General features: G+C 74.5%; 24 protein-coding genes. 12 read left to right on the top strand and 12 right to left on the bottom strand.

Going from position 1 to position 21747, the window contains the following annotated elements:
- Positions 1-11: 11 nt before the first annotated feature.
- A complete protein-coding gene (locus tag BD833_RS02540; protein ID WP_243737397.1) occupies positions 12-491 on the bottom strand; it encodes a protein-tyrosine phosphatase family protein in 480 nt (159 codons plus the stop codon).
- A gap of 337 nt (positions 492-828) precedes the next feature.
- Here BD833_RS02540 and BD833_RS02535 point away from each other — a divergent pair, with 337 nt between their 5' ends.
- Complete coding sequence (locus BD833_RS02535) at positions 829-3177, top strand: galactose oxidase-like domain-containing protein (RefSeq protein ID WP_166531522.1); 2349 nt, start codon at positions 829-831, stop codon at positions 3175-3177.
- Between the two features lie 293 nt (positions 3178-3470).
- On the opposite strand, the gene BD833_RS02530 is transcribed toward BD833_RS02535, so the two are convergent.
- The gene (locus BD833_RS02530; RefSeq protein WP_208092292.1) at positions 3471-4892 is read right to left on the bottom strand and encodes an ADP-ribosylglycohydrolase family protein; all 1422 of its coding nucleotides are present in this window, start codon (positions 4890-4892) and stop codon (positions 3471-3473) included.
- Between the two features lie 55 nt (positions 4893-4947).
- Positions 4948-5730: a thioesterase family protein gene (locus BD833_RS02525; RefSeq protein ID WP_166531521.1), complete on the bottom strand. Its 783-nt coding sequence runs from the start codon at positions 5728-5730 to the stop codon at positions 4948-4950.
- A gap of 229 nt (positions 5731-5959) precedes the next feature.
- Here BD833_RS02525 and BD833_RS02520 point away from each other — a divergent pair, with 229 nt between their 5' ends.
- Both BD833_RS02520 and BD833_RS02515 read left to right on the top strand, forming a co-directional pair.
- Complete coding sequence (locus tag BD833_RS02520) at positions 5960-6553, top strand: hypothetical protein (protein ID WP_243737396.1); 594 nt, start codon at positions 5960-5962, stop codon at positions 6551-6553.
- Between the two features lie 23 nt (positions 6554-6576).
- Positions 6577-7539, top strand: coding sequence for an Lsr2 family DNA-binding protein (locus tag BD833_RS02515; RefSeq protein WP_166531519.1), 963 nt, complete (start codon positions 6577-6579; stop codon positions 7537-7539).
- Between the two features lie 58 nt (positions 7540-7597).
- Here the strand turns inward: BD833_RS02515 and BD833_RS02510 are convergent, their stop codons facing one another.
- The 5 genes from BD833_RS02510 to BD833_RS02490 all read right to left on the bottom strand — a co-directional run bounded on the left by BD833_RS02510 (position 7598) and on the right by BD833_RS02490 (position 9502).
- On the bottom strand, positions 7598-7975 hold the full coding sequence (locus BD833_RS02510) for a type II toxin-antitoxin system death-on-curing family toxin (RefSeq protein WP_166531518.1): 378 nt from the start codon (positions 7973-7975) through the stop codon (positions 7598-7600).
- Positions 7972-8175, bottom strand: coding sequence for a DUF6290 family protein (locus BD833_RS02505; RefSeq protein WP_208092291.1), 204 nt, complete (start codon positions 8173-8175; stop codon positions 7972-7974). The genes BD833_RS02510 and BD833_RS02505 overlap by 4 nt, the downstream gene beginning before the upstream one ends.
- Positions 8153-8815: a class I SAM-dependent methyltransferase gene (locus tag BD833_RS02500; protein ID WP_166531517.1), complete on the bottom strand. Its 663-nt coding sequence runs from the start codon at positions 8813-8815 to the stop codon at positions 8153-8155. The genes BD833_RS02505 and BD833_RS02500 overlap by 23 nt, the downstream gene beginning before the upstream one ends.
- Positions 8816-8882: 67 nt before the next feature.
- Positions 8883-9275 carry a type II toxin-antitoxin system VapC family toxin gene (locus tag BD833_RS02495; RefSeq protein WP_166531516.1) on the bottom strand — a complete coding sequence of 131 codons (393 nt, stop codon included), beginning with the start codon at positions 9273-9275 and terminating at the stop codon, positions 8883-8885.
- The gene (locus tag BD833_RS02490; protein WP_424945164.1) at positions 9272-9502 is read right to left on the bottom strand and encodes a FitA-like ribbon-helix-helix domain-containing protein; all 231 of its coding nucleotides are present in this window, start codon (positions 9500-9502) and stop codon (positions 9272-9274) included. Before BD833_RS02490 ends, BD833_RS02495 begins: the two co-directional genes overlap by 4 nt.
- A gap of 259 nt (positions 9503-9761) precedes the next feature.
- Between BD833_RS02490 and BD833_RS02485 the strand changes: the two genes are divergently transcribed.
- The 5 genes from BD833_RS02485 (at position 9762) to BD833_RS02465 (ending at position 12837) form a co-directional block, all read left to right on the top strand.
- On the top strand, positions 9762-10442 hold the full coding sequence (locus BD833_RS02485) for a helix-turn-helix domain-containing protein (protein ID WP_166531515.1): 681 nt from the start codon (positions 9762-9764) through the stop codon (positions 10440-10442).
- The gene (locus tag BD833_RS02480) at positions 10439-11188 is read left to right on the top strand and encodes a hypothetical protein (protein WP_166531514.1); all 750 of its coding nucleotides are present in this window, start codon (positions 10439-10441) and stop codon (positions 11186-11188) included. The genes BD833_RS02485 and BD833_RS02480 overlap by 4 nt, the downstream gene beginning before the upstream one ends.
- 6 nt (positions 11189-11194) lie before the next feature.
- Positions 11195-12067, top strand: a complete 873-nt coding sequence (locus tag BD833_RS02475) for an NUDIX hydrolase (RefSeq protein ID WP_243737395.1) — start codon at positions 11195-11197, stop codon at positions 12065-12067.
- A gap of 22 nt (positions 12068-12089) precedes the next feature.
- Entirely contained in the window at positions 12090-12551 is a 462-nt protein-coding gene (locus tag BD833_RS02470) for an NUDIX hydrolase (protein WP_166531513.1), read from the top strand.
- 115 nt (positions 12552-12666) lie between these two features.
- Positions 12667-12837: a hypothetical protein gene (locus BD833_RS02465; protein ID WP_166531512.1), complete on the top strand. Its 171-nt coding sequence runs from the start codon at positions 12667-12669 to the stop codon at positions 12835-12837.
- Positions 12838-12867: 30 nt separating this feature from the next.
- Here the strand turns inward: BD833_RS02465 and BD833_RS02460 are convergent, their stop codons facing one another.
- Positions 12868-14019, bottom strand: coding sequence for a biosynthetic peptidoglycan transglycosylase (locus tag BD833_RS02460; protein ID WP_166531511.1), 1152 nt, complete (start codon positions 14017-14019; stop codon positions 12868-12870).
- 187 nt (positions 14020-14206) lie between these two features.
- Here BD833_RS02460 and BD833_RS02455 point away from each other — a divergent pair, with 187 nt between their 5' ends.
- Positions 14207-15211, top strand: coding sequence for a GGDEF domain-containing protein (locus BD833_RS02455; RefSeq protein WP_166531510.1), 1005 nt, complete (start codon positions 14207-14209; stop codon positions 15209-15211).
- 59 nt (positions 15212-15270) lie between these two features.
- Here the strand turns inward: BD833_RS02455 and BD833_RS02450 are convergent, their stop codons facing one another.
- From BD833_RS02450 to BD833_RS02440, 3 genes are all read right to left on the bottom strand, one after another.
- A complete protein-coding gene (locus BD833_RS02450) occupies positions 15271-16512 on the bottom strand; it encodes a CaiB/BaiF CoA transferase family protein (RefSeq protein ID WP_166531509.1) in 1242 nt (413 codons plus the stop codon).
- Complete coding sequence (locus BD833_RS02445; protein WP_166531508.1) at positions 16509-17867, bottom strand: GntP family permease; 1359 nt, start codon at positions 17865-17867, stop codon at positions 16509-16511. Before BD833_RS02445 ends, BD833_RS02450 begins: the two co-directional genes overlap by 4 nt.
- Before the next feature lie 97 nt (positions 17868-17964).
- On the bottom strand, positions 17965-18861 hold the full coding sequence (locus BD833_RS02440; protein ID WP_166531507.1) for an SMP-30/gluconolactonase/LRE family protein: 897 nt from the start codon (positions 18859-18861) through the stop codon (positions 17965-17967).
- 269 nt (positions 18862-19130) lie between these two features.
- Here BD833_RS02440 and BD833_RS02435 point away from each other — a divergent pair, with 269 nt between their 5' ends.
- Genes BD833_RS02435 through BD833_RS02425 form a run of 3 tightly spaced genes read left to right on the top strand, consistent with a single transcriptional unit; the run spans position 19131 to position 21708 of the window.
- Entirely contained in the window at positions 19131-20294 is a 1164-nt protein-coding gene (locus BD833_RS02435) for an HNH endonuclease signature motif containing protein (protein WP_243737394.1), read from the top strand.
- 11 nt (positions 20295-20305) lie between these two features.
- Positions 20306-21229 (top strand): Rieske (2Fe-2S) protein, encoded by a 924-nt coding sequence (locus tag BD833_RS02430; RefSeq protein WP_166531506.1) that lies wholly within the window; start codon positions 20306-20308, stop codon positions 21227-21229.
- Positions 21226-21708 carry a hemerythrin domain-containing protein gene (locus BD833_RS02425; RefSeq protein ID WP_166531505.1) on the top strand — a complete coding sequence of 161 codons (483 nt, stop codon included), beginning with the start codon at positions 21226-21228 and terminating at the stop codon, positions 21706-21708. Before BD833_RS02430 ends, BD833_RS02425 begins: the two co-directional genes overlap by 4 nt.
- Positions 21709-21747 lie beyond the last annotated feature (39 nt).

Raw genomic sequence — 21747 nt, 5'->3', positions numbered from 1 at the left:
GGGACGGCGGATCACGGTCGTCGAGCAAGGCGCTCGAGCGCGGCGGCGAAGCTGTCGTTCCACAGACCCAGGTGGGGCCAACGCTCGGCGACGTGGGCCGTCGCCTCCTCGACCGACATCCCGTGCTCGCGGATTAGGTAGCCGCGCAGCACCAGCCCGGTTCGGGAGGCGCCGCCGTGGCAGTGCACCAGCAGCCGGTGGCCCTCGTCCTGGAGCGCCTTCATGTCGTCGAGGACGTCGGCGAGCATCACGTCGAGATCGGCGTTGTGCTCGTTGTCGGCGATGTAGGCCATCCGGTGCACCGGGTGCGGGAACGGCTCGCCCAGCCGGCACAGCGAGGTGACGGCGAAGTCCTCCTCGCTGTAGCGGGCGCCATCCAAGTTCCCAGCCCAGATGCCGGGCAGGACTTCGGTGGGGCCGATCCGCGGAATGGCCCCAAGGTCGTAGTTCTGCCACACCCCGCCGTCGAGCGAAGCGGCGAGCTGCTCCACGACTGTCTGCTCCGCGACCGCCGGAGCCCGAAGAATCCTGCCCCTGGCGCATGAGGCTTCGTCGGGCCCGGAGCTCTTCACCGGCCCGATCTTCCAGGCACGGCACCAAGGGGGGCGACCGCCGCCTCGCCTCGGCCCACCGAGAGCCCCGGCCAGCGATCCGTGCCAGCCGACCGGGCGTACGCGAGGCGCGGCTCCGACACGCCGCCGCCCCTTCCCGCCCGCCCGCCCGCGGTGGGACGCTCCGCACGCCAGACAGCGCCCGCTGGGGGCGACCGGACGTCCAGCCCACGCCCCGGCGAGCGCAATGCGACCGCGGCGGCGGGGGGAGCGCGCGATGCCGGAAGGGTTCAGCAGCATCCCGGACTGGTCCTGGTGGGAGAACGCCGGCGCGGGGGTGGCGGTCGCCGACCTCGACGGCAGCGGCGTGCCCGACCTGGTGGTCCTGACCGTCGACGCCCCCGCGGGGCTGAACGCCGGCTTCTACCGGGTCGGCCGCGGGCTCGTCGACAACACGGTCACCGGCGGCTGGGGACCGTGGCAGCAGGTTCCGGACTGGTTCTCCGAGTCCACCGCGGACGTCGGGGTGGCCGTGGCGGACGTCGACGGCGACGGGCAGCCCGACCTCGTCGTCCTCATGGTGGACGCACCGCCCGGACCGAACGCGGGCTGGTACCGGATCGGTCACCGGCTGGGTGCCGACGGCACGGTGACCGGCGGCTGGGACCCGTGGGTCCAGGTGCCGGGCTGGGACGTCTGGGAGAGCCAGGGCGCCGACGTCGCGGTGGCCGACATCGGCGGCGACGGCTCCCTCGACCTGGTCCTGATCATGGTCGACGCCCCGGAGGGGCCCAACATCGGCTACTACCGTGTCGGCCGCGGGCTGGCCGCCGACGGCGCGGTGGACGCCTGGGGGCCGTGGATCGCGATCCCGGAGTGGAACGTCTGGGAGAACCAGGGCGCCGGCCTGGCCGTCACCGACCTGGACGGCGACGGCCGCCCCGAGCTCGTCGTCTTCTCCGTCGACAACCCGGCCGGGAACAACGCGGGCCTCTGCACCATCGGCTGGGGCCTCGACGGATCGGGACGGGCCGTCGACGGCTGGGGCCCGTGGACCCGGCTGGCTGACTGGCCGTTCTGGGAGAACGCGGGAGTTTCCGTGGCGGTTCTGCCCGGTGCGGACGGTGGACCCCCCCGGCTCGCCGTCGTCCTCGTGGACGCCCCGGAGGGGCCCAACGCAGGCTACCTCCACGTCACCGACCTGGAGACCGGCCTCGAGACCGCGGCCGAGCAGGGCGCGTGGCGGCTGCTGGACTTCGACGCCGAGGTCAACCCCGTGCACGCCGCTCTCCTGCACACCGGGGACGTCCTGCTGTTCGCCGGCTCCGGCAACGACGACGTGCGCTTCACCGCACGCGACTACCGCACCCGGGTGTGGCGCCACCCCTCGCCCGTCCTCGACGCCCCGGACACCCCGATCGACCTGTTCTGCTGCGGGCAGGCGTTCCTGCCCGACGGTCGCTTGCTCATCGCCGGCGGCACCGAGCAGTACGACCCCTTCCACGGCCTGCGCGACGCCTTGGTGTTCGATCCGGCAACCTCGGCGTGGACGGCGGTGCAGCCGATGGCCGGCGGCCGCTGGTACCCCGCCCTCCTGACGCTCCCCGACGGCCGGGTCCTGGCTGTCTCGGGGCTCGGGCAGGACGGCCTGCTCAACCTCGTCCCCGAGGTCTGGTCCCCGGACACCGGCGACTGGACCGTGGTGGCGTCCCCCGGGCCGTGGCCGATGTACGCCCACCTGGTCCTGCTCGACGGCGGCCGGATCTTCTTCACCGGCGGCCGGTATGGCGGCGACAACGGCGTCCGGCCGACCGTGTGGGATATCGCCTCGGGGGCGACGATCGAGGTGCCCGGGCTCAACGCGCCGGAGAGCCGCAACCAGTCGGCCAGTGTGCTGCTGCCGCCCGCCCAGGCGCAGCGCGTGCTGATCGCCGGCGGCGGCGCATGGGACGTGCACAGCCACGCGCCTGCGGTGGCGGCCGCCGCGGTGGCCGACCTGACGGAGGCGGCCCCGGCCTTCCGGCCGGTGGCTCCCATGCACTCCGCCCGCATGCACCTGTGCGCCACGCTGCTGCCCGACCGCACCGTCCTGGTGAACGGCGGAGCGGCCATGGAGGAGGACGCCGCGATGGCCGCGCTCGACGCCGAGGTGTTCGACCCGGTCACCGAGACCTGGACGGTCGTCGCCCGGTCGCGGGTGCCCCGCCTCTACCACTCCGTGGCGCTGCTCGCCCCCGACGGCACGGTGCTCACCACGGGGGCCAACCCGGCGCGCGGGGTCGAGGAGCTCCGCATCGAGGTCTACCGGCCGCCCTACCTGTTCCGCGGCGCCCGGCCGGTGCTCAGCCTCGCCACGGACACGGCCGGTTACGGCGCGACCGTGACCGCCACCGTCGAGGGGGAGCGGGCGCTGGGCTCTCTGTGCCTGATGCGCCCGGGCGCCACCACCCACTCGTCGGACAACGAGCAGCGGCTCGTCGATCTCACGTTCACCGCGCAGGCCGGCGGGCAGCTCGCCGTCGTCCTCCCGGACGACCCCGCCCTGGCGCCACCCGGCTGGTACATGGTCTTCGCTGTGGACGACGGGGGGGTTCCTTCGCGGGCGGGCTGGCTGCGGCTCGGATAGGCCCGCCCGCCCGAGGCCCGCGGCGGCCCGACGCCGGGTGACAGCCGTCGCGGGCCGTGCGGGCTCGCGTGCGAGCATCGCCGGGCGGCTGGATCCTCACCGCCTGCTGATCGGCGATCGGGGGAGATCGCCCTCCGCATCGCCCGGGCGGCCGCGGTCGCGGGGATGACGTCCGTCGCGGTCGCGGCCGCCGACGAGCCCGACGCTGCGCAGCTCACCGCCGCGGATCCTCGTCGTCACACGTCACGACCGCCGAGTCACGCGCCGGCGGATCTCGTCGACGTCCATGGCAGTCATCGCTTTCCTCCGTTGTCATCGGACCGCCCGGCGAGGCGCTCGAGCGCGGTCGTGAAGCTGTCGTTCCACAGGCCGAGGTGCGGCCAGCGCTCGGCGACGTGTGCCGTCGCCTCCTCGACCGACATGCCCTGCTCGCGGATGAGATAGCCCCGCAGTACCAGCCCCGTGCGCGAGGCGCCGCCGTGGCAGTGCACCAGCAGCCGGTGCCCCTCCGCCTGCAGCGCCACCATGTCGTCCAGGACGTCGGCGAGCATGACGTCGAGGTCGGCGTTGTGCTCGTTGTCGGCGATGTAGGCCATCCGGTGCACCGGGTGCGCGAACGGCTCGCCCAGCCGGCACAGTGAGATGACGGCGAAGTCCTCGTCGCTGTACCGGGCGCCGTCGAGGTTCCCGGCCCAGATGCCGGGCAGGACCTCGGTCGGGCCGATCCGCGGGATCACGCCGGGGTCGTAGTTCTGCTGCACCCCGCCGTCGAGCGCTGCCGCCAGCTGCTGCAGGTCGGGCAGCCGCCACACTTTGTCACCGTGGCCGGGCACCCGGCCCTGCACCACCGACGCCCACCGGCTCGGGATCCCGCCCATCCCGTACACGGCCCCGGCCAGGCCGCCGGCGACGCACGCCACCGTGTCGGTGTCGCCACCGAGGTCGATGACCAGCCGCAATACCTCGGCGAAGTCGTGCCCGTGCCGCAGCGCCCACACCGCCTGGCCGAGCGTCGGCCACACCGCGCCGTTCGACTCGGTGGCGTCCTCAGGCGTCCAGTCCGGGGCCAGCACCGTCGCCCACCGCTCCCGGTGCTCGGGTGCCACCGCCTCCAGCGCGGGGGGAATGGCCGCCAGCGGGTCCTCGCCGTCGAGGGCTACCCGCATCAGCTCGTGATGGATCGCGCAGCCCTCGCCGGCCGACGGGTCGCCGTGGGTGAGCGCCGAGATGCGCCGGGCGGCGTCCATGGTCACCTCCCGCCCCTCGCGGGAGAACCGGATCGCGGCGGGCGTCGTCCGCATCAGCGAGCCGTTGCCCGCCGCGTGCCCGGAGAGGGCGAAGTGCTCGGCCGCGGCGACGTCCCACGGCCGGCCGGAGCCGAGGACGGCGCGCGTCTGGTTACCGATGTCCGGTGGCCCGGCCGCCGCCCAGGTGCGGAACCGCTCGAAGACGTCGGCCTCGTCGAGCCCGCCGCGCTCCGCCAGCGACCCGGCCAACAGGAGCGCCATCTGGGTGTCGTCGGTGAACTCGCCCGGCTCCCAGCCCAGCGAGCCGCCGCCGCACATCTCCGTCCTCGACCCGCGTGCCGGCACCGGGAAGCGCTTCGAGAACTGCCCGGGCGGTCCGAACTCGAACGGGGCGCCGAGGGCGTCGCCGACGGCGGAGCCGACGAGCGCGCCGGCCACGCGGTGGGAGCGGTGCATGCGCGTGGTCACCCCGGCATCCTGGCCGACGGCGGGAACGCCCGTGCGGGCGACGCCGCCGGCTGCGTCAGCGGGCCTGCACGAGCAGCGGCTGGGCGACCTCGCCGATCGAACCCCGTTCGTCGGACAGCTCGCCGTGGCACAGCCCGATGCCGTCGGCGGCGATCCGGGTGCGGCAGGCCAGGTGCACCCACTCGCCGTCCGGCTCGCGGGTCAGGTGGGTGGTCATGCCCGGCGGGATGGACCACCAGCTGTCGATGGGCAACTCCACGGAGATGCCGTTGGCGGCGTCGGCGGCGACGAGTGCGCGGGCGAGACCGGTGAGCGGCCGGCCGTCGACCAGGGGGACGCGGACCCGGGTCCAGACGTCGGCCGGCCCCGGCTCCTGCGGCGACCCGGCGGTGTACCGCCACTCGATCGCCTGCCCGTAGCCCCAGTCGGGCAGGCCGAACAGCTCCACGGGCGAGGAGTCGGGGACGGCGGGCGGCGGGCTGAGCTCGGTGACCACCGGCGGCGTCGGGCCGGTGGCGAGCGACCACACGCGGGCGACGGCGACGGTGCGCCCCTCCACGGTCATCACCGCCTCGGTCAGGTCGATCCGCCGCCCCGGGCGCAGGGGGGACACCTCGACGGCCAGCTCGCGGCGGGGGATGGCGCCGAAGAAGTCGACGCTGATCCGGGCCGGGCGGGACGCCACCCCGGAGGCCCGGGCGGTATCGGCGGCGAGGGAGGCGAGCAGCGCGGACGGCGGCCCGCCGTGCTGGGCGCTGTGGTCCCACGGGCTCTCGGTGGCCCGGGTGGGCTCGAACCGGTTGTCGCCCAGCGGCAGGTAGAAGGCCTCGAACTCCATGCGTCGCAGTCTGGCCGAGGCGGTCGGTCGGCCACCGGGCGGACCTGCCGTCGCCCGTACGGGTGGCGCTGCGGCCGATGCCCGCCCGGGCCGCCGCTCGCTGTCGGTGGTGCCTGCCATCGTCCGCCCCTGCCGTCACGGGGACGGCACGGACCAGGGGAGCGGCATGGGCGGATCGGTCGGTGTGCAGGCGGGGCGGGTGTGCCCGGACTGCGGTAAGGAGGACTCGGTGCCGGTGCTCTACGGGCTGCCGGGTGCCGAGGCCTTCGAGCAGGCCGAGCACGGGCACGTCGTCCTCGGCGGCTGCATCATGCCGGGGGAGGAGGCGGCGTTCCGCTGCCGCACGTGCGGCCTGGAGTGGGGAAGCGAGGCCGACCCCACCGCCGGCGAGGCCGAGCTGGCCGGGCTGCTCGACGTCGGATTCGGCGACCTCGTCCGGGCACTCGGCGCCGGCTGGCGGCGGGAGAGCGCCGCCGACGGGGCGGACGGCGTGCGGTGGTTCGTCAGCGGCGAGCCGGTGCAGCTCGCGGTCGGCGTCCAGGGCCCGTGGTTCGTGCTCGACCGCCCGCGAACCTCGCCGGGAGATCGCCGGCCCGGTCCGCTCCTGACCGACGGCGGGCGGTTCACCCGCGACGAGCTGCTGCACGACCCCTGGTACGTCAGCCAGGTCGCCGAGGACATCGCCTCCCGGCGGCGCCGCTCGATCCGCTGGTGCCGCACCTGCCGCCGGGCCACCGCGCCGGAGTCGTTCGTCGCCTCCCAGGGCTCGTGCGAACGGTGCGTGTCGGCCTACGCCGACCGGGAGGAGTGGCCGTCCGCGTGATGGGGCCGTGCCAGGCTGGAGCCGTGGTCGACGACCTGCTCGTGGCGCGCAACCCCGACCCCGGCTCGACGCTGCCCTACCTGGTGCGCATCCCGCTCGGTGCGGCCGGCGTCGTCGTCAAGGCGAAGGAACCGTGGCCGCGGGCGGCCAAGGTGTACTGCCACCGGGCCGAGGAGTGGCCGGCCGACGCGGAGATCATCGGACGGCACGCCGTCCGCTCCTGCTCCCGGCGTGGCCCGGCGATCGACCTCGTGCTGGCCCGCGCCAGGGAGAACCGCTCTCAACTGGTCATCACCCAGGCGCGCGGCCGCGAGATGATCTTCTGGCAGTCCCCGCGGACGACGAAGCAGGCGCGGCCCGGGGTGCACCTGCCCACCGCCCGCGCGCACGGCCAGGTGCTCGACATCCTCGTCGACACCGGCGAGAAGTACCCCTACGCGTTCGGGGCCCAGCAGGCCACCCCCCGGCGGCAGCGGCTCTCCGCCGGCGACTATGCCGTCGAGCTCGACGGCGAGGTGGTCGCCGCCGTCGAGCGCAAGACCCTGGAGGACCTGGCCGGCAGCCTGATGTCCGGCAAGCTCACCTACGCCCTCGCCGAGCTGACGGCGCTGCCGCGCGCCGCCGTGGTGGTCGAGGACCGCTACAGCCGGCTCTTCAAGCTGCCGCACACGCCCGGCGCCCGGGTCGCCGAGGCCCTGGCCGAAGCCCAGGCCCGGTTCCCCTCCGTGCCGGTGGTCTTCTGCGAGACCCGGCCCCTGGCCCAGGAGTGGACCTACCGCTGGCTCGGCGCCTGCCTCGCCGAACTGGGTGCCCAGCGTGCCACGGAGGCCGTCGAGGACTCCTTCGCTCCCGGCCGGCCGGTGCCGCCCCGTCCCGCGTCACCCGCCGAGATCCGCGCCTGGGCCCGGACGCAGGGCATCGACGTCAGCGACCGCGGCCGGATACCGGCCGATCTGCTCCGTCGCTTCCACCAGTCGGCCGGCTGATCAAGGCAGCGGCGCCAGCGCGGGAGCGCCGACGTGGTCGCCCACCGCGGCGCGGACGTCAGGCCCAGGGGCGGGTGCCTGCGGCCAGGCGCGCGGCGATCGGCGCAATCTCGTCGAGATCTCCCGCGGACACGGCGATCACGAGGTCGTACGCCTCGTCGTTCGAGAGGGTCAGCCGGAGGCCGTTGAGACCGTAGAAGGCGATCGTCCCCGCCAGCGCCAGTCGCTTGTTGCCGTCCACGAGGGCATGGCTGCGGGCCAACGAGTGCAGCAGGGCCGCAGCCTTGTCGTGGATCGACGGGTAGGCGTCCTCGCCGAAGGCGGTGGCGCGTGGCCGGGCCAGCACGGACTCGAGCAACCCGGCATCCCGCACCTGTACCTCACCCAGCGTGCGGGTGGCCACGTGCAGCAGGTCGTCCAGGTCGAGGTGGATCACCGGCCGAGGCGCTCGAGAGCTTCCGCGTACCGAGGCAACTCCTCGTCGAGAACCCGGCCCAGCAGTTCGCGCTTGCTGGTCCGCTCGATGTAGTCACGCACCGCCTGCCGAGCGACCTCCTGCATCGAGCGCCCCTCGAGTTCCGCCCTGCGTCGCAGAGCTTCCGTCTCCTGGTCGTCAAGGCGCAGGGTCATGGCCATGCGGCGACGATACCGCAGGTGATACCACCCGAGGCGGCTTCGTCCCCCCGGCGATCCTCGCGACGCCGCCGAACCACGTGTGGTCGATCAGCTCGACGTCGTCCGCCTGCGACTGCAGCGGCTCCCAGAAGCGACGTCGGGAATCGGCCTGCGCCAGCCGGCGGTAGTAGGCGTTCGCGACGCCGCTGGTGCGCTTGCCGTCAAGATTGAGATCCATCACGACGACGCGACCGCCGGAGCGGACCAGGCCGAACATGCGCTCGAACACCTCGCGCCAATCCGGCACGACGCTGAGGCCCAACACGCAGATCGCGGCATCGACCTGGGGCAGCCCCACCAGTTCGGCGTCGAGGGTGCGGGCGTCCGCCTCGATCAGGTCGACGTTGTCCCAGCCGGTCTTCCGCACCTTCGCAGCCGCGCGGGCGAGCATGCCGGGGGAGTAGTCGATGGCGCAGATCCGCCCGGAGGCGCCGATGCGCTCGATCAGCAGCGGGAAGTTCGCGCCGGTTCCGGCCGCCACGTCGAGGACGGTCGCGCCGGGCTCCAGGCGCAGCAGGTCGATCGCCTCGCGTCGGTGCCCGCCGTGCAGCAGTTCGGTGCCGTACTCGTAGACCCAGGAGAGGACGTCGTAGTGCTGCATGGGTCGCGGAGAATACCGGCGAATCGGGGCACCCCGACGTCGCACCATGCGGTGTCGGCCTCGGACGTCAGCCGACCAGATCGATCGGGCAGCGGACCCCGGACGCCCGTGCCAGTCGGTGGTCGCCGGTGACGAGGCGGGCTCCGAGGAGTTCCGCCAGCGCCACGTAGACGGCGTCGTAGGCGCTGACGGCGTCTCGGAGTTCCAGCACCCGGTCGAGCAACGGCTCGTGCGCGTGCCGGTCGACGGCCAGGTCCTGGAGATCCCGCAGGGACATCCGGGCGTCCTCGGCGGTCAGCCGGCCGGACAGGACCCAGCGTCGGATCGCGGACGTCGCCTCCACGTCGAGGAGGTGGGGCGCGTGCAGCGGCCCCAAGCGCAGCACTTCCCGGGCTGCGTTCCCCACCGGGTCGCCGATCAGGAGCCCGGTCACGACGACCGAGGCGTCGAGGACGATCACCTGTCCGGGCGCTCGGCACGGATGGTGTCCACCACCTCGGCCACCGACAGATCGAGCCGTCGAGAGGCCGAGCGGGCGAGCACCTCCTCTACCGGCGGCCGGGCGGCGACCCGCTCGAGCTCCCGCAGCACGTACTCGGACAGCGAGACGCCGGCTACCGCCGCGCGGCGAACCAGTTCGGCGTGGACGGCGTCAGGAACGTGCCGCACCTGCAGCATCTTGCTCACCCGACCGAGCTTACATGCAAATCGCATGCGATACCCCGGCGCGTGGTCGGGCGACGTGCCCGGGGTCGTGGTGGCCGGATGTGTCGCCCCGTCGCCATCGGCGTTCACCAGGGGGCTCCCCGGTTGGGTAGCGCCGGGCAGACCAGCCGGTCGACGGCATCGAATGCCGTCGTCGTCCGGCGTGGCATGGACGGTTGCCACCGACCCTTTGCACAATAGGGCGTGTAATACGCCTGTTTGTGCCAACGAGGGGACCGGCATGCTGACCGTCGACCAGGCCGCCGAGCGTCTCGGTGTCGAGCCGGAACAGGTCCGCCGACTGATTCGCGCCGGAAAGCTGGCCGCCCGCCGGGTCGGCCGGACGCTGGTGCTCGACGAGGACGCCGTGGAGAGCCGGGCTCGGCTGCCGATCACCGCCGGGCGGGCCCTCGCCCCGCACACTGCGTGGGCTGCCCTCTGGCAGCTCTCCGGGGAGGACGTTGCCTGGCTGCCGCCGGCGGACCGTTCCCGGCTGCTGGCCCGGCTGCGCGGCTATGACCCCGACCAGCTGGTCGCCGCCTGCCGGGACCGGGCGGAGCGCCACGAGCTGCGGGTCCTGCCCGCCTACCGGCAGCGGCTGCTCGACACCGACGGCGTCGTCCCCTCCGGGCTGACCGCGGCGGCCGCCGTCGGCGCCGACATCGTCGCTCGGGAGGCGGCGGTGGAGGTGTACAGCAGCCAGGACACGCTGGACGGGCTGCGCGGCGATCTGGGCGTCTCCGACCGTGGGGAGCCCAATCTGGTCGTGCGCGTGCCCCGCTACGACGAGCTGACGCTGACCGGCCGCGCGCACATGCCGGCCGCGGTCGTCGCCGTCGACCTCGCCGAGTCACCCGACGTGCGCACCCGGCGGGCCGGCCTCGACCTGCTCGCCGCCGCGCTGGGCGACCTGCCGCGGTGACCGCGGCCGGGGGAGCGGAGCCGCGCGTCGAGCTGCCGCCGCTGACCGGCCCGCTGGACACGCTGTGGGACCTCGTCCTCGAGCTCGCCGAGCAGCTCCCGCCCACCGGCTGGGTGCTCGTCGGCGGCCAGATGGTGATGCTGCACGGCCTGCTCGCCGGCCGGGTGGCCACCCGGGCCAGCCAGGACGTCGACGTCCTCGCCGACTTGCTCACCGACGACGCCGGGCTGGTGCGCTGCGTCCGCGCGGTGCGGGAGCTCGACCTGGAACCGCAGCCCGACGCCGCCGGGAAGGTGTACCGATTCGTCCGCGCCAGGGACCAGGCCCGCGCCGACGTCCTCGCCCCCGACCACACGCCTCCGCGGCGGCGGCTGCGCACGGTCGGCGGGGACACGATCCGCATCGAGGGCGGCACGCAGGCGCTCCGGCGGGCCATGCCGGTGCACGTGACCAAGGGGGAGCGGACGGCGCTCGTCCCGGTGCCGGACCCGCTCGGCGCCCTGGTGCTCAAGTCCGCGGCCTGGGCGACCGATACCCGCGACCGGGAACGGCACAGCGGCGACGCCGCGTTCCTGGCCGGTCTGATATCCGATCCGCTCGCCGAGCGTGACCGGTTCGCCGGGAGCGACCGCAAGCGGCTGCAGCGCCTCGACGAGGTGCTCGGCGATCCGGACGCTCCCGAGTGGCGCCGGCTCGGCTCCGCCGCCGACGACGGCTACGCCACCTGGCGGCTGCTGCTCGGCTGAAGAAGCATGACCGCCATGCGTGCCGACCAGAAGGAGCTCGTCGAGCGGTACCTGCGCGGGGAGACCGACGTCGTGCCGCCTCGGGACGCCGCCAGCATCGTCCTGCTCCGCGACGGCGCGGCCGGTCCGGAGGTCTACCTGCTCCGCCGTCGCCCGACGATGGCGTTCGCCGCCGGGATGCACGTCTACCCGGGCGGCTCGGTCGACCCCCGCGACCGGGAGGCCGCCGCGCACTGGGCCGGCCCGCCGCCCGCCGCGTGGGCCGCGGCCTTCTCCTGCGACACCGAGTTGGCCACCGAGCTCGTCGCGGCCGCCGTCCGCGAGACCTTCGAGGAGTCCGGCGTCCTGCTCGCCGCGCGCGCCGACGGCACTCCGGTCACCGACACGACGGGGGAGGACTGGGAGCGCGACCGGCTGGCGCTGATCGCCGGCGAGCTCGCCTTGGCCGACTTCCTCGAGGCGCGCGGCCTCGTGCTGCGCGCCGACCTGCTCCGCGCCTGGGCGCATTGGATCACGCCGGAGTGGCAGACCCGCCGGTTCGACACCCGGTTCTTCCTCGCCGCGCTCCCGGCCGGTCAGCGCACCCGAGACGTCGGCGGCGAGGCCGACCGGGTCGCCTGGCTGCCGGTCGCCGAGGCGTTCGAGGGCTTCCGCGACGGCTCGCTGACCATGATGAACGCCACCGCGGCCACCCTGCGCGACCTCACCGCCCACCCCGACGTGGCCTCGGCGATGGCCGCCCCGCGCCGCATCCGCCCGATCCTCGGGCGGCCGGTGCTCACCGACGGCCGGCTGGACTACCTGTACGACGGGGACGACGGCCCGGTCGGCCTGGCCGAGCTCGTCGAGCCCCTCGGCGCCCGCCCGTCCGGAGGCTGATCGCGCCTGCCAGGCTGACCGGGTGCCGCCCGTCCGCAGCTCCGGCGTCCTGCTGTACCGCTTCGCCGACGGCGAGCCGCAGGTGCTGCTGGGCCACATGGGCGGGCCGTTCTGGGCGAGGAAGGACGACGGCGCCTGGACGGTCCCCAAGGGCGAGCACGATCCGGACGAGGACGGCGAGGCCGCCGCGCGCCGGGAGTTCGCCGAGGAGCTGGGCTGCCCGGTGCCGGCCGCGACGCTGCACCCGCTCGGCGAGGTGAGGGGGCGCAAGCTGCTCGCCGTCTGGGCGGCCGAGGGCGACCTGGACGCCGATGCGATCACCAGCAACACCTTCGCGCTGGAGTGGCCGCCGCGCTCGGGCCGGGTGCAGGAGTTTCCGGAGATCGACCGCGCCGCCTGGTTCGACGTGGGCACCGCCCGCACCAAGCTCGTGAAGGCGCAGCTGCCCTTCCTCGACCGGCTGGCCGCGCACCTCGCCGGCTGACCGTTTCCGCCACATTCGTCACGCCGGTCCCAGGCGAACTGCACTTTTCCGCCGCGCCGGCGACAGGCCGGGCGCAATCCGCGATCAGGACGCGCGAGCACGCAAGATTCCTCCCGTGACCAAGCACCTCCTCGACGAGACGGCCGAGTTCAAGATGCCCCGGATCGGCCGGCACGCCGCTCCGGACACCGACGAGCTGGAGATGACCCAGCGCTTCGACGCCGGGTTCTCGACCCAGCGCCCCGTGCCGAACCCGCAGCGCAGCCGCTACCCCGAGGCCCGCTGAGCGGTACCGGCCTGATCGCCGGGCGCACCGTCAGGCGGTGCCCTCCTCGGCGATCAGGTCGGTGACCTCCTCCGGCGCCGTCGAGCAGTCGTCGCCCGAGGGCTCCTGCTCCGACGCCAGGCCCTCGACGCCGGCATCCTCGACCGGCGTGAAGCCGAGCTGGTCGAGGTGGCGGGGCACCCGGGCCTGGGCGTTCAGCACGTGCGAGCGGGACAGCCAGCCCAGGCCGTCCTCGACCTCGAAGTCCATGCCACCGCCGGGTGCGCGGCGGACGTGCCCGGGGGAGGGCAGCAGGCCGACCAGCATCACGGCCTGCTCGGCGGTCAGCTCCGCCGGCGAGGAGTCGAAGTAGTACCAGCCGGCCGCGCAGACGCCGTAGATCGTCGGCCCGAACTGCGCGTAGTTGACGTACAGCTCGAGCATCCGGCGGTCGTCGACGAACGCGGCGAGCTCGACCGACAGCGCGGCCTCCACCGCCTTCCGCCAGGCGCTGAGCTCCTGGTTCAGGAACATGTTCTTCGCGACCTGCTGCGGGATCGTCGACCCCGACGGGTCCTCCTCGCCGGAGAGATGGGCGGTCGCGCGGCTCCACAGCGCATCCCAGTCGAACGCGCCCGAGCGGTAGGGGAGTTCGGCGTCCTCGTGCGCGATGACCGCGGCGAGGACGTTCCGGGAGACGTGCTCGACCGGCACCGACTCCTGGATCGCGCCCTCGGGGTTGGCCGCCATGAACGCCGTCGTCGGCGGGTCCACCCAGCGCAGCGAGAGCACGACCAGCGCCTGCACGATGGCCAGCGCCGCCAGCACCCGGAAGATCCGGCCGAGCAGCCTGCGGCTCCGCCGTGGCCGGCGGCTCCGGAAGCCCCGGCGACCGCGCTCCGGTGGGAGCGGGCGCCCGGGCGGCGCCGGCGGGAACGGGCGCCCGGGAGGCGGCGGCGGGAACGGATCCGCCGGGCGGGCCGACGGGCCGGGGTAGCGGGCGTCCTCGCCGGGCCAGGGAGGCTCCGGCTGCCCGTAGGGCGGCGGGCTCCCGGCGGCCGGGGGCGCGCCGTACCAGTCGTTGCCCGCGGGCGGCGGGCGGTCGAACCGGGGACGGCGGGCCGGTTCGTCCTGCTGCCGCGGCTGCGCGGGGCCCCGGCGCAGCCACCGCGTGGTCCGGGAATCGGGCGGGACGTTGGCCATGAAGCGGTGCTCCTCTGGTCGGCGTCAGGTCGCCAGGGTAGGGGGGGCAACCTGTGAGGACCCCGCCCCCACACCACCCAGCACACCGCCCACCGTCCGCCGCGGGCGTCCCCCACGCGGGGGAAATCCGGACGGAGATGCCCGGCCGACCCTCAAGGACGGCGCCGGATCGGCCGACGTCCAGCAGGTGAGCCGTTCCCGAGCGCCCGAGGTGGCCACGGTCCGCGTCATGGCGCGCACGCTGGCCACCTTCTACGCGTTCGGCGGGGCGGCAGGGTTGTGCATCTGCGCCGGCGCTCCGGCGGGTGCGCGCCGGTCGGCGCTCGTCGTCCTCTCGCTGGTCGCGCTGGCGGCGGCCGCCGTCGTCGCGCGCTGGGGCGCCCGCTGGCCGCGGCCGGTGTTCCACGGAACGGTGGGCGTGGCGACCGTCCTGATCGCCACCGCGGTGGCGATCAGCCCCGACTCCCTCACCGCGCTGGGCGCCAGCGTGCTGATCGCCTTCGTGGTCGTCGATGCGCACCTGTTCTTCTCCGGGCGCCAGGCGCTCGCGCACCTGGTCGGCGCCGTCGTGGCCGTCACGGGGGCCCTGCTGCTGTCCGGCGTCCCCCTGGGGACCGCGCTCGGCGTCGACCTGGTGCTGATCGGCCTCGGAATGGTCATCCGCCGGCTGGTGATCCGGGCGTCGGGTGCCAGCCGCGACCCGCTGACCGGGCTGCGCAACCGGCGCGGCTTCGACGAGGCCATGCGCGAGCTGATGGGCGAGGCGTCCCGCACCCGGGAGCCCCTCTCGGCCGTGCTGATCGACGTCGACCACTTCAAGTCCGTCAACGACTCCCACGGGCACGAGGCCGGCGACCGGGTGCTGTGCCGGGTCGCCGAGGTGTGGGGCGAGGCGCTGCCGCACGGGTCGGTGCTGGCCCGGCACGGCGGCGACGAGTTCTCCCTCCTCCTCCCGGGGATCGACCCTCCCGAGGCGCTCGCCCTCGTGCGCTCCGTCTGCACGCTGCACCCCGACATCTCGCTGTCCTGCGGGGTGGCCGGCTACTCGTTCGGCGAGAGCGCCTCGCAGCTCATGCGCAGCGCCGACCGCGCGCTCTACGACGCCAAGGTCCTCGGCCGCGGCCGGGCGGAGCTCGTCGGCGGCGCCGGTTCCGGCGGCGCGGTTCCCGGGAGCGCTCCGGCGGCCTGGTGACCGGGCGGCCTGGTGACCGGGCGGCCTGGTGACCTGGCGGCGAGGCACGCCGCCGCAGGTCACAGCGCGTCCTGCGGCTCCTCCGGTGGGACGGCGGCCGGCCCGGCCGTGACCCCGGCGGCGCGCAACGCCGCGAGCTCGTCGGCCGCGAGCCCCAGGTCGGCGGCGAGCACCGCGTCGGTGTCCGCGCCCACGTCGGCGGGGCCGGGGCGGCCGATCCGCGTGCCGCCGTCGGAGAACGACGGGTAGGCGCCGGTCATCGCCAGCGGGCCGAGGTCGGGGTCGTCGACGGTCACGATGGAGCCGCGGTGCCGCACCTGCGGGTTGTCCAGCATCGTCGCGACGCTCTCCAGCGGCCCGACCGCGCAGCCGCCCGCGGTGAGCTCGGCGATCGCGTCGTCCCGGTCGCGGGTCCGGCACCACGCGGCGATCAGGTCGTCCAGCTCCTGCACGTGCTGCACGCGGTCGGCGTTGGTGGCGAACCGCGGGTCGACCACCAGCTCCTCGCCGCCGATGGTCCGCAGCACGTGCTGGGCCATCGGCTGGGTGCTGCCCGACAGCGCGATCCACAGCCCGTCGCGGCACTGGTAGCTCCCGCGCGGTGCGGCCGGGCCGTACCGGTTGCCGGTGCGGCCGTGCTCCGCGCCGGTCTGCTGGTACTCCAGCACGTTGATCTCCACGAGCTTCAGCGCGGCCTCGTAGATCGCCAGGTCGATCGTGTCGCCGGTGCCGGTGGCCTGCCGGCGCATCAGCGCGGCAAGGACGGCGGTCGCGCCGAGGTTGCCGGCCATGATGTCGGCGAGCGGATAGGCCGGCAGGAGCGGTGGCCGGTCGTCGTACCCGGCGACCGACGCCAGCCCGGCGAGCGCCTCGGCGAGCGTGCCGAAGCCGGGCCGGTCCCGGTACGGGCCGTCCTGCCCGTAGGCCGTCACCCGCAGCACGACCAGCCGCGGGTTCACCGCCCGCAGGTCGGCCGGGGCCAGCCCCCACCGCTCCAGCGTGCCCGGGCGGAAGTTCTCCACCAGGACGTCGAACTGCCCGATCCAGCGCAGCACCAGGTCGCGGCCCTCGGGCCGGCGGAGGTCCAGCGCCACCGACCGCTTGCCTCGGGACAGCGTCTTCCAGTACAGGCCCTGCCCGTCCACCTGCCGGCCGAAGCGGCGGACGAAGTCGCCCGTCCCGGGCATCTCGACCTTGACGACGTCGGCGCCGTAGTCGCCGAGGATCGTCGCGGTGGTGGGCGCGGCGATCATCGTGGAGAGGTCGAGGACCCGGACGCCGTCGAGCAGCAGCGCCGTCACGCCGGCACCAGGAAGCCGAGCACGATGATGATCGGCATCGCCACGACCGAGGCCAGCGCGGTGACGAAGGTCAGCGCCTTGAGCGCGCCCTGGGTGGAGATGCCCAGCAGGCTCTGGAACATCCAGAAGAAGTTGCTGTTCACCTGCAGCGCGAACAGCGCGCCGGCGCCGATGGCCAGGCCGACGACCACCGGCGCGACGTCGAGCGAGCCGAGCACCGGCGCGAGGATGCCGGCGGCCGCGATCGCGGCCACCGAGATCGAGCCGATCGCGAAGTGCAGCAGCGCGGCGATCAGCCAGGCGAGCAGCAGGGTGAGGATCACCGAGGTACCGGTCGAGGCCGAGAACAGGTCGCCGAGCACCTGGTCCAGCGTCGTCTCGCCGATCACCGCGCCCAGCGAGCCGCCGATGCCGGTGATGAGCAGGATCTGCCCGGTGGTGCTCAGCCCGGTGGTGACGGCGTCGTCGGTGCGCTCGCGGCCCAGGGTGCGCCGGGCCAGCACGTAGGCGCCGACCATGCCGAGGAAGAGGGCGAAGACCGGGTTGCTGACGAACGCGATGACCGAGTTCTCGACCCCGGCGGCCGAGGCGATCGCCCCGCTCGCGATGAGCAGCAGCGGCACGATGACCGGCAGCAGCGAGACGGCCAGCGGGGGCATCGCCGCCTCGTGCTCGGCGTCCTTCTCGTCGGCTGCCTGCTCGGCGTCCTGGAGGGCCTGGGTCTCGTGCTCGTCGTTCGCCGGCGTCCAGAAGCCGCGCTTGAGCACCAGGCTGAACAGGAAGGTGGTGACCACCGCGGTCACCGGCCCGACGACCAGGCCGAAGATCAGCATCGTGCCGAGCGGGATGTCCAGCAGGCCGGCGATCGACAGCGTGCCCAGCCCGGGGACGACGAACACGTAGCCGACGAGGATCCCCGCGGTGAGCGACCCGGCGAGCAGCGGCAGCCCGCCCCGGCCGATGTGCGGGGCCGCCGAGCGGGCCAGCGGCGAGGCCAGCACCAGCTGCACGTCGACGTAGATCGAGGGGAACAGCGTGGTCAGCGCGGCGCTCATCGCGTACGGCAGCCGTTTCGCCCCGAGCAGCCGCAGCAGCAGGGCGACGAACTTCTGCAGCGCGCCGAGCGCGTAGAGCAGCGCCCCGAGCAGCACGCCGAAGCCGATCAGCAGCCCGACCTCGGCCATGATCTCGCCGAAGCCGACGGCGATGGTCTCCACCGTCCCGGCCAGGCCGATGCCGCCGGCGATGCCGAGGTACAGCGAGCCCAGCACCAGCGCGATGACCGGTTCGACCTTGAGCGCGATGATCAGGAGCAGGACGCCCAGGATGGCGATGCTCGCGTGCAGGATGATCACGTGGATCTCGATTCCGGAACCGGGTCGGGGCGGTGGGTCCCCGACGGCCTGATGTGATCACGGTCCGGCGGCAGCCGCCAGGGGACCGGCGGTGGGATCAGGGCAGCCCGGCGTGCGGTACGGCGACCTCCGTGCTCACCAGCACCGCCTCGCGCACCGGCGCGCGGGTGTGCTCGTAGAAGTCCGGCGCGCAGCACAGCAGCAGCTGGCGGCCGTCGTCGCCGCCGAGGGCGCAGGCGAAGACGCCCATCCCGTCCGGCGCGGCGATCTCGTCGACGATCCCGCCGCCGGCCGCGACCCGCAGCACCCGCGACCCGAGCCCGTCGGCGACCCAGACGTGCCCCTCGGCGTCCAGGGCGCAGCCGTCCGGCGCGACCACGACCTGACCCAGCAGCTCCTCGACCGAACCGCCCACCGGCTCGGGCCCGAACGCCGCCCACACCCGCCGGTTGCCCAGCGAGCCGTCGGCGGCGATGTCGAAGGCCGTGAACCGGTTGCCCCACGTCTCGCCGACGATCAGCGTGCCGTCCGGGGTGATGACCGAGCCGTTGGGGAAGCGCAGGTCCTCGGCCACCACGGTGACCGAGCCGTCGGGGTCGACCCGCTTCACCGAGGCGGACGCCGGTGCGCCGCCGCCCATGAGGTCGAAGCCGAAGTCGCCGACGAACGCCCGCCCCGACCCGTCGACGACCATGTCGTTGAGGTGCCCGCCGCAGACGCCGGACAGGTCGGCGTGCGTGGCCACCTCCCCGTCGGTCACCCGCAGCAGCCGGTGGTCCTTCATCGACACGACCAGCAGCGAGCCGTCGGGCAGCCAGCCCAGCCCCGACGGCTGGTTCTCCACCTCGACGACCACGGTCTCGCCGCCGCCGGGTGCCACTCGGCTGACCGTGTGCCGGTAGAAGTCGGACGCCCACCAGGCGCCGTCGTGCCACCGCGGCCCCTCGAAGTACGAACCGCCTTCCAGCACCGTCCGGAACGATCGCGTCGCCATGAGGCGGACGCTACGGCCTTTCCAGCTTCCCGACGACTCGTTGTGGACGGGCGCCTGACCTGTGGATTCGCGCTCCGGGCTGTCACTGTCCGGCGGTATCGTTCGTACAAGCGTTCGACGGATGGGAGGCCTGGTGAGCGAGCTGCAGTCGGCACTCGACGCGCTCGCCGCCGACGACCGTCGCCACCCTTCCGCCCCGACGTCAGCTGGACGAGATCACCGAGCTGCTCGAGGCCCGCAACCGCATCGACGCGCAGCTCGCCCGCCGGGTGCGGGCGGCGGACCTGCAGCAGGCCTCCGAGGACGATGGCATGGCCACCATGCGGTCGTGGCTCCGCGGGCGCGGCCGACTGAGCGCCTCGGCCGCCGGGCAGCTGGTGCGCAGCGGCCGGGCGCTGGACCACCTGCCCGCGCTCGCCGGCGCCTTCGCCTCCGGCGCCGTCACCGCGGAGCAGGTGGCCGTCGTCGCGCCGATCGCGTCGGAGGAGCGGCGCGCGGCCGCCCTCCGCCAGGGCCTCGACCTCCCCGAGCTGGACCGGCTCTTCGCCGGCCTCGCCGCCGAACGCGACATCCGGCAGCTGACCCGCGCGGTGCAGCACTACCTGTCGCGGCTGGATCCCGACGGCCCCGAGCCCGACCCCACCGAGGAGCGGTCGCTGACCCTCTCCTCCTTCGCCGACGGCACGGTGGCGATCCGCGGGCAGCTGGACGCGGTCGGCGGGGAGAAGCTGCGCGCGGCACTGGAGGCCGTCGCGCAGGCCGATCGGCCGAGAGGCGATCGGCGGACCCGCGCCCAGCAGCTCGCCGATGCGCTGGTCCAGGTCGCCGACAACCAGCTGGCCTCCGGGGACCTGCCGGTCCTGCGCACGGTGAAGCCGACGGTCGTCGTCACCATCCCGGCCGAGGGGGTGCTCGACCCGGCGACCGGTCCGGCCGCCGCGACCACCGCGTTCGATGCCCTCCTGTCCGCCGCGAAGGCACGCCAGCTCGCCTGCGACGGCAGTGTCGTCCCGGTCCTGGTCGACGACCGTGGGTTACCGCTGGACGTGGGGCGCACCAGGCGGGTCGTCCCACCGCACATCCGCCGGGCCGTCGAACTCCGTGACCAGGCCTGCGTCTTCGCCGGCTGCGGAGCGCCGCGGCACTGGTGCGACGTCCACCACGTGATCCACTGGCTCTTCGGTGGGGCGACCTCGCTGGAGAACTCCGCGCTGCTGTGCGAGCGGCACTCGCGCGTTGGTGCACCACGGATTCCGGGTGGAGCGAGATCCGGGCGGCCGATGGCGCACCTACCGGCCCGACGGCACCGAGATCCTGATCGGCACCCCGCAGCCCTGCTGAGTCGCCGGGCGCCCGAGGCCGCCACCTGCCGTTTCCTCCCGGCGCGGGTGGGGAACCGGCATGGAATGGGTCGACGAGACGTGCGCCGGTGACCGTGCGAGCGGTGTTCGAACGGGTCCTGCGGGCCGTCGAGCGCTGGGAGGTGCTCGACGCGCCGAGCTATCCGGTCGAGCACGGCGTCTCCCTGACCTTCCTCCTCACCGGCCGGTACGCCCGGCCGCTGCAGGACGTGCTGCACGGGGTCTGGCTCGGGCACCCGCTGCACCCCGCGCTGGTCACCGTGCCGATCGGGTCGTGGACGACCGCGCTCGTCCTCGACGTCCTCGATGCCACGGGCCGCGGCGGAGCCGGCGCCCGGCCGGCCGCCCGCACCGCCGTCCGGGTCGGCGTCGCCGGTGCCGTCGCCTCGGCCGCCACCGGGCTCACCGACTGGCAGCACGCCCACGACCAGGCCCGCCGGGTCGGGCTCGTGCACGCGGGCCTCAACAGCGGCGCCCTCGCGCTCTACACCTGGTCGCTGGCCGACCGGGCCCGCGGCCGGGCCGCCCGCGCCCGCGTCACCGCGGCCACCGGTTACGCCATCACCCTCGGCAGCGCCTGGCTCGGCGGCGCCCTGACCTACCGGCACGGGATGGGCACCGACCACGCCGCACGCAGCTACGAGCCCCGGCGCTTCACCGACGTCGCCGCGGCGGCCGACCTCCGCGACGGCGATCCGCTGCCGGTCGACGTCGACGGGATGCCCGTCGTGCTCGTGGCATCGGGGGACACGGTGCACGCGGTGGGCGGCCGCTGCCCCCACCAGGCCGGTCCCCTCGGCGAGGGCTGGCTGCACCGCGGAGAGCTGGTCTGCCCCTGGCACGGCTCGCGCTTCGACCTGGCGACCGGTGAGCCCACGCAGGGCCCCTCCACCGCGCCGCTGCCCTGCTTCGACGCCCGCATCCGCGACGGCCGGGTCGAGGTCCGCCGCCGGGCCGACTGGCGCACCCCCACCGCGGTCACCGCGATCCAGGAGGCATCCCGGTGAAGGCCGACGAGGTCCTGACCGCCCACCACGACGTGCTGCGCGGCCTGCTCCGCGACCTGGCCGAGACCACGGCGGACGAGCTCGAGCGGCGGGAGCAGCTCCGCGACCGGCTGCTGCGCGAGCTGGAGATCCACACCCAGATCGAGGACGAGCTCTTCTACCCGGCGGTCGTCGACGTCTCGCCGCTGCTCTCCCTCGCGCACGCCGAGCACCGGCAGATCGACGACCAGCTGGCCACCGTCATGCGGACGGCGCCCGACGACCCCGAGTTCGTCGTCGAGGTCCGCATGCTGGAGAAGACGCTGCGCCACCACACGATGGAGGAGGAGCAGCGCATGTTCCCCCAGTCGCACGCCCTCGGCGCGGAGCGCCTGGAGGAGCTCGGTCGCCAGCTCGAGGACCGGCAGCGCGAGCTGACCCGCTCCGGCGGCATGCGGCTCATGATCCGCCTGAAGCGGGCGGTCCTCCGGCTCGTGTGACCGCCCGCGGCACGTGCCCGAACGGGGGAGCGGGCGTCG

This window comes from Blastococcus xanthinilyticus, from assembly GCF_008124835.1.
GTDB classification, from domain to species: domain Bacteria; phylum Actinomycetota; class Actinomycetes; order Mycobacteriales; family Geodermatophilaceae; genus Blastococcus; species Blastococcus xanthinilyticus.
This window is presented reverse-complemented; position numbering and strand designations above follow the sequence as displayed.

Coding starts and splice junctions, on each gene's coding strand:
- BD833_RS02535 (WP_166531522.1), top strand. CDS start 829: ATGCCGGAAGGGTTCAGCAGCATCCCGGACTGGTCCTGGTGGGAGAAC.
- BD833_RS02525 (WP_166531521.1), bottom strand. CDS start 5,730: ATGGAGTTCGAGGCCTTCTACCTGCCGCTGGGCGACAACCGGTTCGAG.
- BD833_RS02505 (WP_208092291.1), bottom strand. CDS start 8,175: ATGGCCATGACCCTGCGCCTTGACGACCAGGAGACGGAAGCTCTGCGA.
- BD833_RS02500 (WP_166531517.1), bottom strand. CDS start 8,815: ATGCAGCACTACGACGTCCTCTCCTGGGTCTACGAGTACGGCACCGAA.
- BD833_RS02485 (WP_166531515.1), top strand. CDS start 9,762: ATGCTGACCGTCGACCAGGCCGCCGAGCGTCTCGGTGTCGAGCCGGAA.
- BD833_RS02475 (WP_243737395.1), top strand. CDS start 11,195: ATGACCGCCATGCGTGCCGACCAGAAGGAGCTCGTCGAGCGGTACCTG.
- BD833_RS02460 (WP_166531511.1), bottom strand. CDS start 14,019: ATGGCCAACGTCCCGCCCGATTCCCGGACCACGCGGTGGCTGCGCCGG.
- BD833_RS02440 (WP_166531507.1), bottom strand. CDS start 18,861: ATGGCGACGCGATCGTTCCGGACGGTGCTGGAAGGCGGTTCGTACTTC.